The sequence below is a fragment of the Pseudomonas sp. MYb2 genome, from assembly GCF_002979955.1.
Classification (GTDB): domain Bacteria; phylum Pseudomonadota; class Gammaproteobacteria; order Pseudomonadales; family Pseudomonadaceae; genus Aquipseudomonas.
The window spans coordinates 125279-138673 of record NZ_PCQC01000008.1 but is presented as its reverse complement, the minus strand read 5'-3'; the positions used below and the strand labels follow the sequence as shown (position 1 = coordinate 138673).

17 protein-coding genes are annotated in these 13395 nt (G+C 59.6%); all 17 read right to left on the bottom strand.

Annotation, left to right across the window (positions count from 1 at the left end; translation table 11 throughout):
• Position 1: 1 nt before the first annotated feature.
• Positions 2 to 922 (bottom strand): phage tail protein, encoded by a 921-nt coding sequence (locus CQ009_RS16085; RefSeq protein ID WP_105707404.1) that lies wholly within the window; start codon positions 920 to 922, stop codon positions 2 to 4.
• Positions 923 to 925: 3 nt separating this feature from the next.
• Positions 926 to 1135, bottom strand: a complete 210-nt coding sequence (locus CQ009_RS29840) for a hypothetical protein (protein ID WP_146117548.1) — start codon at positions 1133 to 1135, stop codon at positions 926 to 928.
• Between the two features lie 80 nt (positions 1136 to 1215).
• Entirely contained in the window at positions 1216 to 1800 is a 585-nt protein-coding gene (locus CQ009_RS16080; protein WP_105707402.1) for a tail fiber assembly protein, read from the bottom strand.
• 44 nt (positions 1801 to 1844) lie between these two features.
• Positions 1845 to 2882, bottom strand: a complete 1038-nt coding sequence (locus CQ009_RS16075; protein WP_105707400.1) for a phage tail protein — start codon at positions 2880 to 2882, stop codon at positions 1845 to 1847.
• A gap of 138 nt (positions 2883 to 3020) precedes the next feature.
• Positions 3021 to 3536 carry a phage tail protein gene (locus tag CQ009_RS16070; protein WP_105707398.1) on the bottom strand — a complete coding sequence of 172 codons (516 nt, stop codon included), beginning with the start codon at positions 3534 to 3536 and terminating at the stop codon, positions 3021 to 3023.
• Complete coding sequence (locus CQ009_RS16065) at positions 3533 to 4684, bottom strand: phage tail protein (RefSeq protein ID WP_105707396.1); 1152 nt, start codon at positions 4682 to 4684, stop codon at positions 3533 to 3535. The genes CQ009_RS16070 and CQ009_RS16065 overlap by 4 nt, the downstream gene beginning before the upstream one ends.
• 71 nt (positions 4685 to 4755) lie before the next feature.
• Complete coding sequence (locus tag CQ009_RS16060; protein WP_105707394.1) at positions 4756 to 5175, bottom strand: tail fiber assembly protein; 420 nt, start codon at positions 5173 to 5175, stop codon at positions 4756 to 4758.
• 17 nt (positions 5176 to 5192) lie between these two features.
• Entirely contained in the window at positions 5193 to 6074 is an 882-nt protein-coding gene (locus CQ009_RS16055) for a phage tail protein (protein WP_105707392.1), read from the bottom strand.
• A 14-nt stretch (positions 6075 to 6088) separates the two neighbouring features.
• Positions 6089 to 6688 carry a YmfQ family protein gene (locus CQ009_RS16050; RefSeq protein ID WP_105707390.1) on the bottom strand — a complete coding sequence of 200 codons (600 nt, stop codon included), beginning with the start codon at positions 6686 to 6688 and terminating at the stop codon, positions 6089 to 6091.
• The gene (locus CQ009_RS16045) at positions 6679 to 7719 is read right to left on the bottom strand and encodes a baseplate J/gp47 family protein (protein WP_064393136.1); all 1041 of its coding nucleotides are present in this window, start codon (positions 7717 to 7719) and stop codon (positions 6679 to 6681) included. Before CQ009_RS16045 ends, CQ009_RS16050 begins: the two co-directional genes overlap by 10 nt.
• Complete coding sequence (locus CQ009_RS16040) at positions 7709 to 8107, bottom strand: phage GP46 family protein (protein WP_064393137.1); 399 nt, start codon at positions 8105 to 8107, stop codon at positions 7709 to 7711. The genes CQ009_RS16045 and CQ009_RS16040 overlap by 11 nt, the downstream gene beginning before the upstream one ends.
• Positions 8107 to 8616: a phage baseplate assembly protein V gene (locus CQ009_RS16035; protein WP_105707388.1), complete on the bottom strand. Its 510-nt coding sequence runs from the start codon at positions 8614 to 8616 to the stop codon at positions 8107 to 8109. The genes CQ009_RS16040 and CQ009_RS16035 overlap by 1 nt, the downstream gene beginning before the upstream one ends.
• Before the next feature lie 141 nt (positions 8617 to 8757).
• Positions 8758 to 9801: a phage baseplate assembly protein gene (locus CQ009_RS16030; protein ID WP_064393139.1), complete on the bottom strand. Its 1044-nt coding sequence runs from the start codon at positions 9799 to 9801 to the stop codon at positions 8758 to 8760.
• 3 nt (positions 9802 to 9804) lie between these two features.
• Positions 9805 to 11040, bottom strand: a complete 1236-nt coding sequence (locus CQ009_RS16025) for a DNA circularization protein (RefSeq protein ID WP_064393140.1) — start codon at positions 11038 to 11040, stop codon at positions 9805 to 9807.
• Positions 11027 to 12598: a hypothetical protein gene (locus CQ009_RS16020; RefSeq protein ID WP_064393141.1), complete on the bottom strand. Its 1572-nt coding sequence runs from the start codon at positions 12596 to 12598 to the stop codon at positions 11027 to 11029. Before CQ009_RS16020 ends, CQ009_RS16025 begins: the two co-directional genes overlap by 14 nt.
• A gap of 130 nt (positions 12599 to 12728) precedes the next feature.
• Positions 12729 to 13025, bottom strand: a complete 297-nt coding sequence (locus CQ009_RS16015) for a phage tail assembly protein (protein WP_003222226.1) — start codon at positions 13023 to 13025, stop codon at positions 12729 to 12731.
• Complete coding sequence (locus CQ009_RS16010) at positions 13022 to 13369, bottom strand: phage tail tube protein (RefSeq protein WP_007908779.1); 348 nt, start codon at positions 13367 to 13369, stop codon at positions 13022 to 13024. Before CQ009_RS16010 ends, CQ009_RS16015 begins: the two co-directional genes overlap by 4 nt.
• Between the last annotated feature and the right edge of the window lie 26 nt (positions 13370 to 13395).

Here is a 13395-nt window from a genome sequence, read left to right as displayed (position 1 = left end):
GTCAGTACCCCCAAACCAGAATGCGGCCCGAAATGCCCGGATCAGCCTTTACACTTGAAGCCAGGACGCTTCGGACCCGAGCGACCACTGTCGTTGTCGTGGAACTCCCGCCGTCAAATGCCCAAACGGTAACGTTGGAGGCACTCCATCCGGCCGGGTTACCTTCATTGGCAACACCGCCGAGGACAGCATTTGGAAACCTGATTGGCAACGACACTGTCATGTTGCCATTCGCATCGGAGCCCCCCGTTACCCACTGCAGGATCAAACCGCTGGGAAACTTTTGATATCCCGATGTGCCGAACTGTACGGCGTAACTGGCTGAGTACTTCAGCGCAGCGGTGCCATACACCACCCACACACCTGACTCTCTGACAAAGTTCGCACTCTCACCATTGTTCAAAACGATCGACGCCAGATAAGCCCCTTGCGGGCTGATCTGCGCACCGGTTTTACTGGCCACCGTGACGGGCGCACTGTTACGGCAATGCAGGCTGATCGTGCCGCCGCTCGGCACTGCAGCGGCATCCGGCAGCGTCACGGTGTAAGCCGCGTTGCCGCCCAGACCGATCGAGCAGCCAACATCGGCCAAGGTCAATTGCGTGGCGGTGGATATTCCGCGAGCACTGGCATAACTGCCCAGCGCCCGCTGCACAAATTCGGACGTTGCTGCCGAGCGTCCGCCATCAAACTGCGGTGCGGTCATGAACAATGCCGGGCTGCGCAATGCTCCCAGCAACTGATTATTCGACGATTCGTTCGGCGTCAGGCCGGCCGCCTGAACGACGTTGAGAATTTCTTGTGTGACGCTATTGCCCCACGTCGCCGGGATCAGCGAACCGGGTTTACCAGCGATCGGGTCCTCGTCGACAAACTGGCCGTTGACCAGCCCGACACTGGGTACACTTTTGGGATAGTCCAAGGTTTACCTCCTAGATTGAAAATACACGTTCAGCCAGGCACGCTGGCTAGCCAAAGCGGCGCTGATGGGCGCAAATGTGCTGCGGAAAAGTGTCGAATCAGGCCTGTCACGCAGCGCTTGTCGCGAGGCCCCCGATGTTCCGGCAAGTGAGTTTCCATCGACGAAGCCGCCGCTGATCAAGCCAACACCGGCAACGGTTTCTTGATAGTCCACTGCAGAGTTTCCAGGTTTTACAGGCAGCCGAATGCCGGCAGCACGAGGCCACCTGAAACGCAGTTAGTGGGCAGGTTCAGTCAGACGGCGGGGGATACAATCAGCTTTGCAGGGGCAACCGGCCAGTCAATGGACAATGGATAGTCAGGTTGCAGTTCAATATTTGCCAACTTCACTGCATAGCGTTTCCAGGCCTGCAATACAGTCAATTGATCACTGGATGCCTCACCCAACTCATAAGCGTATTGCAGAGGGGCTACACGAATGACTACTTCTTGCAGACGCTTGTCGCGCTCGATATCCGCCTGTGCAACGGCGGCAGCGTTCTGCGCCTCCAGATCCAGTTCCCAGTCATCGTTCTTCCAGACATAGTAATCGCCTGGGCGCGCCTTGGAGGTCAGAGAGTCAGGCAGTGGGCCTAACTCCGACCAATAGGTAGCCATGCCGGTGTCCTTGTAATAGACAATCGTGTTGCGCAAGTCGATCAATTGAGAAGCGATACCGTTGCGCCATACCCAGACATAACCAGGTTCAGCAGGCGGCAATTGTTCCGCCAACTCGATCACATTGCCGGGAACCTGAATGCCTATTCCGGGAATTATCGGCAACTCGACAGGCCCGGTCATTTCTTTGGTCGCTTCGTTTACAACATAGTAGTAAGTCATTGTTCACTTCCTTTTGTAGCTGAGAATGCCGCAGAGCAGCGCTGTTAGATGAGTTTGATTCTGCCGGGATAGGCGATGTTGCGCGGCCGGGTTTCGACACCGCCGGTGTTTTCGGTGAACCCGAGACTGATGTTGGCCTGATTAAACAAGGCGTCAGGCGCCGCGTTCGGTGCCGACACCAGCGGAACGCCCAGCATGTCGCTTTTGAGTTCGTGTCGATGAGCACGGAACATGTCGACCTGCCAACTACCAATGGAGCGACCGGCATCAGCCCCGCGCCCCTCATCGAACACTCTGATGAATTCACCTCGCCCCTCCGGCCCGCGAAAGGTCAACGTGCCATCTCCGCTAGTCCAGCCACCCTCGGCCCCTACCCTCGCGGCTTCAGTGGTCAGGGCCCCAGACTGCTGCGCGTGATCCCACAACCACGGCCAGTCGCTGCGACTGAATACCGCCCCGTTGAGCGGACCGTATCCTCCGGGGTTAAGCAGTGCCGTAGTCTCGAAGACAGCCCGGCCCAACGGCGTGCCATCGAACCGCCCGATCGGCCACCAGTTGCCTGCACCATCACTGCGCAGATGCCACCAGTCACCCGATCCCATCAGTACAAAAAAGGGGTACCCGGCTGCGACAAGATGAGTATGAAATCTGATTTTGTCGGTGCCCGAAGCGCGCACTGCCAAGCGCGAAGTCGAGTTGTCGACCCGACGTACTATGACGTCGCGAACCCCTAACGTAAGGTCCGCCGGCGGCAGGCTGATGGTGGTCGCACCACTGCTCGCGTTGACCAGCACCAGCCCGAGTTCATTTGCCGCCAACGCTTTGGAGGCCGACACACTGGTCACTAACGTTGCCATCGGGCTGGCCAACGCCAACAGCGCCTGTAAGGCTTTGAGCAGTTGTCGGTTATCACCTTCAGCAGGCGCAAGTCCCGCTCCGGTGACAACGTTGAGTATTTCCTCGGTGACGGCATTTCCCCACACCGCAGGAATCAATGACCCCGGCGTACCCGCCACCGGGTTTTCGTCGACGAAGCGGCCATCGACGAGGCCGACGCTGGGGACGCTTTTTGGATAATCCATAGAATGTTCGTTCCTTTGAAATGACAAATGACCGGCGTCGACACAGCGTTTTCTGCGTGCCTGTCCACGGTCCGTTTTCTGAAAAAAAAAGCCCACAACGAAGTGGGCTTGGGTGACTCGGAACGCAGAATTTTCGGCTTAGCTGGAAAGGCCGCTGGCCAATTCGCGAATGGCGACCAACGCTTCGTCACCAGCGCTGCGCGCCAGATCCATGTTGCCCTTGGCAGCCTGCGCACGAATCTGCGCCTTGGCTTTCAGACGCAGGGTGCGCAGGGTCAACAGGTGATTGGTCAGTTCATCGGCCTTGGCGAGAATCTGCTCGGCAGCCTGTTTGGCCGTACGACCTTTGACCACCCAGGCAGCGACCGACAGCGGCACTTCCTTTTTCGGGTAACCGGCGTCCTGATAAGCCTGAGCGTCGGCGGCGGCCTGGGCGTATTCCATGGCTTTGAGCGGGTCGCCGGCCAGCACCGTGCGGACGCTGTCAGCGGCTGCATCGATTCTGGCGCAAAGGCGTTCGGCTTCTTGCAGCTCCAGCTCGGCGACCCTGCCCGCATTGAGCTGCCATGCTTCACCGTCCCAGTCATGGGCCAGTGAAGGCTGTGCAGCACGCAAGCCGTCTTCGAACTGATGCAATTCTTGAATGATGATCATCGGATCAACTCCCAGGAAAGATTGATATTCACCGCCGCTGAAAAGTTGATCGCAATACCGTTTGCGTAGTCGGTCGGGAGAATATTTTTGATGCCCATGCTGAACAGCAACTCATCACTCGTCCCGTTATCGGCACCAAAGGCGTGTTCGGCTTGATAGGTCTGCCAAAGGGAACGCAACATGCTGTGGTCGAAGCTGGCGGTCAATGTCGAAACGGTTGTGTCATTCACCTCGTTGTTGGTAATAACCCGCACCGTCTCCCCCGCACTGGCCCAGCCGTCCCAATTGCTCGACGTGGCAACCTTCGGGTTGAGAAAACAGTAGTTGGCGCCCAGCCATCCGGGTGTCGCAAAATTCACAGCAGTGACTTGTGTCGGATGCGGCGTCGCATTGCCCACCACCAGACGCGCGGCACGGGCATGCGGGTCCAGTGGCAGGTACACCACGCCATTGCCGCTGATTGTTTGCGTCCACGACAAGCGGCTACGGTTATACATCGCCCGGACAATCGGTACCGAGCCGGGGCCGGCTGTCACCACCCAAGCCAGACAGAGATCCAGCGGCGTCGACTGAAAACCACCGCCCGCCGCACCATTGATCGTGCCCTTCAATCCCTCGGGCGTGGCGTCATAGATAATGCCGCGCTGTGTGTAGAAGGTCAGCACACCCGCGACCACTTGCGCACGCAGAAAGTAACCGGAGTTGGGCAACAGATCGGCACTGCTCCAGGCTATCGTCGTAAAGGTGCGCGGACGCCCCAACTGACCGGCCAACACTTCCTGGCCTAGGCTGACCAACACACCGGGCAGAATCGATAAGCGCCCGCCACTTGTTGCAACCGCCGACGGCGTGATCGGCATTCGCCCATCTGCCGTAGCCACGGTAGCGGTTGGCAATGAGCCAATCGGCAACGCCAGATCCTGGTTCCAGCCCTTGGCCGAAACGCTCTGAATCGCCTGCAACAACTGATCGTATTTCTTCTCGTCCGGGGTCAGCCCACCGGCATTGATCACGTTGAGAATTTCCTGGGTAACCCCATTGCCCCAATCCGCCGGAATCAACGATCCCGGGGTTCCGGTCATCGGGTTTTCATCAACGAACTTCCCATTCACCAATCCGGCGCTGGGCACACTGTTTGGATAATCCACGCCGGGACCTCCCGTTATTCTGGGTGATTGTTCAAGAAGCTGTTTTTGTAGGCTTCAAGTCAGAAAAGGCATCAAACCGGCAACACTGGCCAGTCCACGCTTTGCGGATAATCTGGCTGCCTGTCGATCTTGTTCAGCGCCAGTTTGTAGGTAGCAAATGCCTTGAACCGCTGCATGTCATCGGCATCCAGCAACCCTGCAATGTAGGCGTCGGCCATACCGACGGTTTGCTGATCAGCTTCGGCCAACAACTCGTCACGCCGCGCCAGCGCCAATGCTCGCTGTTCGCTTTCAACCAGCTGCGATGCGTTCGGCAGTGCATGTTTGGTGACCTTGCCGTCGGTCCACTTCCAGATGCCGTCGCGTTCCTCGATCGTGCGCAGGAACAGCTCATCGGAGATCTCTACGGCAGTGGCAGGCACCCGCGTGTGAATCGTCGAGTCATAGCGCCCAAGCAGTTCGCCCTGGGCATCAAAATCAATGTATTTCATTTCATTCACCGTTGATTTCAGAAGCCGATGGCGAACCAGTTCCAGCCGCCAGGGTCAGCATTGGAGAAGCGCTGAAACTGGCTTTGCGAGAGTCGGTAAAGGGAAAAGCGCAGGTCGGAGAATCCCGGTGAAAGATCGCCGCCCGAGAGAAAGAGCACGCTTTTGGGAAAGGCGATCGGATAGGTAATGGTTTCGCTGAGTGCGCCGCCCGTGGCCAGTCCCCATTGCAGGATCAGGCCACTGGGCAAACGCTGATAGCCGCCTGCAGTGTTCAAGGAAGCGGTAAACGCTGGCGAGTACTTGAGCGCACCGTCACCGGAGTCCAGCCCCCATCCTCCGCCGAGTAGAAGCCGGCGAAAAGTAACGTAGCTGCCACCGACAAATGACAATGTGTTATCCGGTGCAACAGCGCTGGCGGTGCCCAGACTCTCGCCACTCCTGACTTTCACGTTCAAACCACCGGAACCTGCCACCAGAGACACCAAGCCTCCCGCAGGCACAGTTGACCATTCCGGCAGTGTCACCGTACCTGGGCTGGTGAAGATCGAGAGTTTGCCGACGTCAGCGACCGTCAACGAAACATCACCCACGTAATTGGTCTGCCCCGCCAGACTGCCGAGTGCGCGCTGTACAAACTCGGTCGTCGCGACTTTCTGACTGACATCGAATTGTGGCGGCGTTTCAAACAGCTTTTTGCCACGGATGGCCTCGAGCAGCTGGGTGTTCAAGCCTTCGGTCGGTTCGATCCCCGCCGCTTTGATAACCGCCAACACCTCTTCGGTAAGGGCGTTGCCCCACTCAGCAGGAATCAGCGATCCGGGGGTTCCGGTGACGGGATTTTCATCGACAAAACGACTGTTGACCAAACCGACACCGGGCATGCTTTTCGGATAATCCATCCCCTCATTCCTCCCTAGTCATAATTGATGTGCACCTTGGTATGCGCCGGCGCGCTGCGGTGGATCAGGCATTCCAGCGCCGAACCCGGGTTGACGCCGAAACGCTCACCCCAATAGCTCGCGCCGTAACGTCGACCGAGCAACAGGCGCCCGCCGGTGTTAAGCGTCCACATAAACTGCGCTTCCCACGTGCCCCAATGCGCCGAGCCGAAACGCGAGCGGCCCATGCGCGGGGCTTCGAGTTCGGTGATGGTCGCGTTGGGATAGCCCTGGCTTTTGGCGATGTCGAGGTAGTAGCCGACGGCCTGGCTGCCGACCGCGAGCAAACGTCGGCGTACGGCGAGGCGGCGGTCGTCGAACAGCGGTGTGGCGCCCAGGCACGGGTCAGGCAGTTCCATCACCCGCTCCCAGTCCGGCACCAGTTCGCTGACGCCGGCCGGGTCCATCTCGTTGAGCAGGTCGGCGGCGCGCGCATCGAGGCGCGCCAGTTCGACCGCGACGCCTTGCAGCACTTCTTCAAGTTCCGGGACTCGCTCCGGATTCCAGGCTGGGCCACTGGGCAGTAGCGCACGCAGTTGCGCCTGGTATTGCGCGGCGGTTCTGATCACCCCCATACGCAACCTCCGAACGTCAGCAGTTCGCTGTCGTCGGCGGCGACGTTAGCGGTCGGCGCGTTGAGCACGTGATCGGTTTCACCCGCGGCGCTGCTGATCGCTTCACGGATATGGCTGATCAGCAGGTCCTGGCCGAGGTCGGCTTCGCGGTTGTGCAAGTCGCGCAACTGGGTTTCGACGGCCGCGCGTACGGCACTGGTGTCCGGTGTCAGCTTGAGTTTGTAAGTCACCGGCACCTGCACCGGCGGCAGCACATGCACCTCGGCAGTGACCGGACGTAATGGCTCGATGTGCGCCTGCACTTCAGCCAGTTGCTCGGCGTTTGGCACCGGTTGTGGATCATCGTCGCGCATGATGTAGAGGCTGACCGTGCCCGGCCCGAGCAAACCGCCTCGGCACCACGCGCGGGTCACGCCCGGCACTTCCAGCGCCCAGGTCTCGTAATCGCTGGCCGAACCGCCATGGGGAATGACGCGATAGGAACGGATCACTCGCGAACGCAGCGACTCCAGACTTTCCAGAGCGACGCCGCCACTCAGACCCGGTTCGACAACGACGAAGCTGTTGCCGACAACCCCGGCAATCGGTTGCACCGGAGAGAGCGCCAGACCGGCATCGGCATTACCGAGGCTGCCGGCGTCAAGCGCGGCGATGGTGGTGCTGTTGCTGCCATTGACCGTGGTGCGTGCGGCGGTAACTTTATAGGTACGACCATCGTTGGTTTGCAGCAACGTATCGACGTCGAGCACCGCGCCGGCGGTGGCGGTAAAACTCACCGTGCCGGTGGCCACTTGCGCGGGTTTGCGCGGCTGGTTCAGACGCAGTGCAGCAATGCGCTCCAGGGTCGACTCGTCGGCCTTGTCCGGCAGAATCTGCTCGGCAATCCAGTCGAGGTACCCGTACAAGCCATACGCGGCGCCGCTGAGCGTTCGCGCCAGCACTTGCGCATCGGACTGGCGCAGCGAATCGCCGGCCAGGTCGCTTTGGGTGCGCTTGATCAGCACCGGCAGCGAAGGGGTTTCAAACGGCATAGATCACCTGCCAACTGTTATCGGGGTTGATGTCCAGGCGTTCGCCGTCGGCCAGGGTCAGGACCGTGCGCAGGTTCAGGCGCTGGGCGTCGAGGCGTTCGCTGATGATGTCGATGGCGCTGCAGTGGCCGTCATCGACTAGCCATTGCAGAGCTTCGCGGGCATAGAATTCGGCATCCATCTGGGTCTGTCGCGTCAGCTTGACCCGGCGCAACAGCCACAGCCGCGAGCCGATACGGTCGTCAGCGACGGTCGGAAAGCTGTCGCCCCACCAGCCGAAACGTTCGTCGTCGTCGAGGGCGTCGTCATCGGCAGCGCGGCGCCAGGTGAACAGGCTGATAAGCACGGCGCGGGTCAGCGCAGCGTGGAGATTAGGGCTGATCAACATCATTTGCCTCCTGCCGGCGCGCCGGTCTGGCCGCTGCCGGCCTGCACGCCGACGTGTACGTGGTTGATCTGGCTGATGCCACCGGCGAGTTGATCGCCGGTGGAAACGATCTTGCCGGTCTGATTGATCACCGGCGTATCGAAGTTCACCGCGCTGCTGGCACGGATGTTCAGCGTGGTGGTTTCGATATCGATGATCCGCCCGCGCTTGAAGTGAATCCTGTCGCCCTCGTCGGTGTAGATCGCCACTTCACCGGCAGCCAGCGACTGCAGGCGATAGCGGCGGTCAGCGATGACCAGGGCGATAGCATGGGAACGGTCACCGCCGATAAACGTGACCACGCCTTCGGCACCGGCCAGCGGATGGCTGGTGAAACCGTAGGGTTCGAAGTGTTCGAGGTCGTCGTTCACCTCGCCGGCGGTGAGGCGCATTTGCAGCGATTGCAGCTTGGATGCCGAATTGGCGAGCACGACGGTGCCGCGCGCCAGCAAGCGTGTCAGTAGGCTCATGGGGTGTCCTCAAAAGGTAGGCATCACGCGATCCACTGTGGGAGCGAGCCTGCTCGCGAATGCGCTGGGTCAGGCAATGTGATGTTGAAGCTGCCAGCGCTTTCGCGAGCAGGCTCGCTCCCACAGGGTTCGGAGTCAGGCTCAGGTTTTTTTCGGGGGTGTCGGATTGGCATCGAAGGTATGCGGCGGCGCCACTTGCAGCGTGGTCACCGAACCCTGCGCCGACAGCGAATACGTGACTTTGGAAATCAGCATGTCGCCATCAAACCCGAGCACCGGATCTTTCACTCGCACCAGCGTGTTGTGTCGCCACAAATCACCGTTGGCCTGACGCCAGCCCTGCACCTGATAGGTAGTGCTCTGCGCACGGCCCATGCGGGTGGCGCTTTCCCATTGCGCACGCTGCTGCGCCAATTCAAAGGTCAGCTGCGTGCCTTCATTGATCACCGTGGTGCGCCGACGTTTGAAGGTCAGGTCGGCAGCAATCGATTCCACTTCGCTGACCGCCGCCCCGCTCTTCTTGTCCGAGCCTTTTTGCTGGCCGATGACCCGGTATTCGGAGAACACCTGGCTGTAATCCATCGGCGCGCTGGCCGAGAGAATATTCTTCCCCAGCTCCAGCACATCGCTCGCCCGGCCACCGCTGCCGGGCTTGGCCAACACCAAACGGCCTTGCTCGTCATCGGTGGAAAACACCCGTAGCAGCGAGAGCAAACGATCGATCGACTGAAACACCGTTTCACCCGGCACGATGGTGTGTTTGGTCAGTCGTGCGGTCTCGGGGATTTCGTTGACCACCGATTGCGCATACTCCATCGCCAGCGCCTCGACAATACGCAGCAACGGTTGCTCCTGCCATTGACCCGGGCGATTGGTGGCCGCGCAATCGACCAGATCCTGGGTCTTCGAACTGCCTTCGATGGTCAGGCTGATCTGCCGCCCGTCATAACGAATCGGCGCTTTGAATACGTAACCGGTGAGCACCAGATCATTGCCGATCTTCACCTCGCAGGGGTCGCCGGGCTTGATCGGTTTATCCACCGTTTGCCCTGGCCATTGCCAGGTGATGTCGAGTTTGAAAGTCCGGAACTGGCGCTCGAGATCAGCGCTGATTTCCACGCTTTTCCAGCCGCCATACTCCAGGTTGTTGACCGTCAGCGTGACGCGGTTATCCATCTCGCTCATGGTTTACTCCCCGGGGACTTTCACTTGGTTGGGTGAGAACCCGGGGTGATTCGTCGGGTTGCGCTGCTGGATTTCAAGGGCCCGCGTAGCATCGCCCAGGTACTTGTAGGCGATCACCAGCGACGGCGCGCTTTCCTGAATGGTTTTAGTGACAACCCGGATACCCGAGGACGCAACGGCCTTGAGGTGCGTGACCAATGCATCCAGCAAATCGCTGGCTACCTGGTGATGTGCAGCGCCGTATTTGTTCTTCGCCAGATCAACCGAGCTCACCAGATTCTTCAGCACCGCCAGCGTATCGTCCGTGGACGGCACGTCCTGATGAGTGATCGGCTGGTGGGCCTGACTGCTGACGGAAGGCGTCGACGGCAACTTCATCGGTTTGCTTGCAACCGGCATCGAAGCGATCCACTGCGCCGCTTTCACGATCAGGGTGTCCTGCACCAGATCAGCCATGGCTTGCGCCGCCGCATTGGTGTCCTTGCCAGTGGTGAGCTTCGGCGCATCAGCTTTGCGGATCGCTTCGAGTTGTTGCGACACGTCGGCAATCACGCCACGGTAGCCTTCCTTCGCAAACGTCTTCAGCTCCTTGATATCGCCGAGCAAGCCGTTGAACTCCGCCGCCAGTTCCTTGGGCAACTCCTTGACCGCTTTGACGAAGTCGGTGATGTCTTTGTAGTACTTGATCAGCGGCTGGAGCTGCTCTTTGATGATCTCGTAGACGCCGGCGAGACTGTTACGCAAATTGGCAATGCCGATCCGCGCCGCTTTGATCATCGTCATCGCCTGCTCGAACCGCGCCAGTGCCGATGCCTGAAAAGTCCCGGCCTTGAGCAGTATTGCCTGCTGGGTACTGACGGTCGCGGTCGGAAACTGCAACGGTTTATCGGGATAGAATTTCAGGGTAAAGGTCACCAACCCGCCGTCCTGACGGGTGTGGGTCATGTCGCATTCGCCGACCTTGACTTGCAGGCGCCCGAGCCACGGATGCACCAGCTCGCCACTGCCCGCTTCCAACGCCTTGAGCAGCTTGTCGCGCTGCTCCAGGCAATCGGCGCCGACGATGAAAGCGGTGACATCGTGAATCCTCGCCTGCTGGCCGAGGTCTTCGAAATACGGCAGGTCACGCTGCGGATATTCGTGCAGCTGACCTTTGCGGCCGACCGGGGTTTTCGCCGAATCGATCCAGAAGCCGACACCGCGAAAGGATGCCGGCAATAAACGGTCACGCCAGTTCATTGGAACCTCCCACGGACAACGAGCGATAGCCGATGCGCGAAGACAGCGCCAGGCCCGGTTGATTGGTTTGCGGTTGATCGGTGCGCAGCCCCGCAGGGGCGTTTTCGAAGCGCACGGTCAGGCCGCCTTCGAGTTGCGTGCGGTTGTTGGCAGCGCTTTGCTGGATCAGGGCGCTGGACGTCTGCGTCAGCGAACTGGAGGATTGCGTCAGTGAGCTCGAGGATTGCGTCAGTGTCCCCGCCGACAACAGGGTTTTGGACGTAACGTCCGTGCTGGAGCCAAGGAATTGCGGCGCCCATTCACCTTTGCCTTCGGCATTGGTTTTTTCCTGTGAGCGGGTGAGCACGTCGACCTTGGCCGATGCTTCGGCCGCGAGTTTCCCCAGGCCTCCGTTGAAAAAATCCCTGATCGGCGCCAGCACTTCGTAAAACGTGTCGCTCCACTTTTTAATCCAGGCGGTCAAAGGGTCCCAGGCCTGAATGAACATCTCCAGAGGCGACCAGCCCAATTGCTCGCGGATAACGGCATACAGCGCAAGGATCGGCAGTTTGATGTAATCCACAAGGTCGCGAAAAAAAGCCGCTACCGGCACCGACACCGCCCTGAGCAAATCCCATATCGATGCAAACAGACCAACCAGCGGCTGCCAGTTCTTCAGAATCAGCGCCTGCGGTGAATACGCAAACAACGTCGCATAGAAGTCGATGACCGGCGCCGCCAGCGCTTTGAGTACGTCCCACAGCGCCGCGAAGAAGCCACTGACCGGCCCCCAGTTGTTGATCAGCATCCCCATCGGAGTGAAGCCGAACAGCGTCCGGAAAAAGCCAGCCATCGGGATCACCACCGGAGCAATCTGTTGCCACAGCCGGGCAAAAAACGCTGAGATCGGCTTCCAGTTGGCGACGATCAAACCTGCCGCCAATGCAACCCCGGCGGCAAAAAGGCCGATAGGCGAAGCGAGCAGCGTGAGCACAGCACTGAAACCCGCAGCCGCCGTCGTCACGACGGTGAACGCTACCGCTGCTGCCGCCAGCCCTTCGACCAGTTGCGGATGATCGGCGACAAATTCACCGACCGAGGTCATGACCGGCACCAGCGCCGTCACCAAGCCATTGACTGCCGGCAACAACGCCTGACCGATCTTCAACGAAATGTCATCAAGCGAAACGTTGAACTTCGCAAGATTGGTGGACGTTTCGCCCTTCACCACGGCGGGCACCTGCGCCGTTGCAGGTGCCCCCAGTGGCGCGGGAATCAGGGCGTCCTTGCCCAGCGTCGGGGTTTTAAGATTTTTGCTTTTGCTCGCCAGTTCGTCCTCGGCCTTGATCGCCTTTTTCAAGCCCTCCTGAAACGGCTTGAGCAAGCCACCGCCCGAGATAAACCCAGACAGATCAAGCGGCTTGATCCCAGTGCTTTCCAGGCTTTTCTTGAACGCCGCGACTTTGCCCCGGACGCCCTTCATCTCGGTCTCCATTTTCTGCAGACCTTGCATGACCACGAGCATGTTGACCGTGGTCTGAACGTTTTGCTGGATCGCGTTTATCTGTGTAATAGCCATCACTGCACCTGCTGCATCGCATTGATCCGTTGCGCGTGCTCCAGCGATTCGCGGAGCACATCCAGTGGCCTGGCCATCATCTGTTCGGGGTCAACCTTCCAGAACCAGGCCAGGTCATAGGCGACTGCGATCAGGTCGGTGATGGCTCCGACGCCGCACTCATGAAAAAACTCGCAACGGCCCAGCTCAGCGCGTTGAGGTCAGCCAGATCCAGCTGGTTGACCGACGACGGCGGAATGCCGGCGCACACGGCGATGTATTTGGCCGCCACGTCCATGTCGAGGCTGACTTCTTCGCTCTTGTCGATCTTGTACGGCAGCGCCTTGATCGCTCGCACTTCCTGCACCGTCGGGCGGCGCAGGACGAGTTCGGTCAGGGGCTCGCCGTGAGCTTCGATCGCAACCTGAAGCTTCACGGCGCCGCTCATTGCCAGGTCCCCTTGATGCCTTCGAATTTCAGTTCGATGGTGGCGTCATCGCCCTTGGAGACCGGTTCTTCAACCAGATATGCACCGGCCAGCACGTAGACTTTGCCGTTGCTGAATTCGCAGGTGACGGTGATGTCGGTGCCTTCGATCAGCTTCTTCAGCGGGAAGTCGGCGGTGTGCAGCGCGGTCACTTTGAACGACGGCGCGATGTCGGTTTCCTTGTAGAAACCGGGTACGACGGTTTCGCGTTTGACCGCCATCAGCGGGGCTTCGCAGCCGCCATTGATGGTCAGTTGTGCGCCGTCGACTTTGACGTAGCAGGTGCCTGCAATCAGTTGACCCATGGTGTTACTCCCTTTAATGAAAAAGC

What these genes read in the sequence shown, in the direction of transcription:
- CQ009_RS16080 (WP_105707402.1), bottom strand. Translation starts at nt 1,800, where the DNA reads ATGACTTACTACTATGTTGTAAACGAAGCGACCAAAGAAATGACCGGG.
- CQ009_RS16055 (WP_105707392.1), bottom strand. Translation starts at nt 6,074, where the DNA reads ATGGATTATCCGAAAAGCATGCCCGGTGTCGGTTTGGTCAACAGTCGT.
- CQ009_RS16030 (WP_064393139.1), bottom strand. Translation starts at nt 9,801, where the DNA reads ATGAGCGAGATGGATAACCGCGTCACGCTGACGGTCAACAACCTGGAG.
- CQ009_RS16040 (WP_064393137.1), bottom strand. Translation starts at nt 8,107, where the DNA reads ATGTTGATCAGCCCTAATCTCCACGCTGCGCTGACCCGCGCCGTGCTT.
- CQ009_RS16025 (WP_064393140.1), bottom strand. Translation starts at nt 11,040, where the DNA reads ATGAACTGGCGTGACCGTTTATTGCCGGCATCCTTTCGCGGTGTCGGC.
- CQ009_RS16075 (WP_105707400.1), bottom strand. Translation starts at nt 2,882, where the DNA reads ATGGATTATCCAAAAAGCGTCCCCAGCGTCGGCCTCGTCGATGGCCGC.
- CQ009_RS16045 (WP_064393136.1), bottom strand. Translation starts at nt 7,719, where the DNA reads ATGCCGTTTGAAACCCCTTCGCTGCCGGTGCTGATCAAGCGCACCCAA.
- CQ009_RS16020 (WP_064393141.1), bottom strand. Translation starts at nt 12,598, where the DNA reads ATGGCTATTACACAGATAAACGCGATCCAGCAAAACGTTCAGACCACG.
- CQ009_RS16035 (WP_105707388.1), bottom strand. Translation starts at nt 8,616, where the DNA reads ATGAGCCTACTGACACGCTTGCTGGCGCGCGGCACCGTCGTGCTCGCC.
- CQ009_RS16050 (WP_105707390.1), bottom strand. Translation starts at nt 6,688, where the DNA reads ATGGGGGTGATCAGAACCGCCGCGCAATACCAGGCGCAACTGCGTGCG.
- CQ009_RS16010 (WP_007908779.1), bottom strand. Translation starts at nt 13,369, where the DNA reads ATGGGTCAACTGATTGCAGGCACCTGCTACGTCAAAGTCGACGGCGCA.
- CQ009_RS16015 (WP_003222226.1), bottom strand. Translation starts at nt 13,025, where the DNA reads ATGAGCGGCGCCGTGAAGCTTCAGGTTGCGATCGAAGCTCACGGCGAG.
- CQ009_RS16070 (WP_105707398.1), bottom strand. Translation starts at nt 3,536, where the DNA reads ATGATCATCATTCAAGAATTGCATCAGTTCGAAGACGGCTTGCGTGCT.
- CQ009_RS16060 (WP_105707394.1), bottom strand. Translation starts at nt 5,175, where the DNA reads ATGAAATACATTGATTTTGATGCCCAGGGCGAACTGCTTGGGCGCTAT.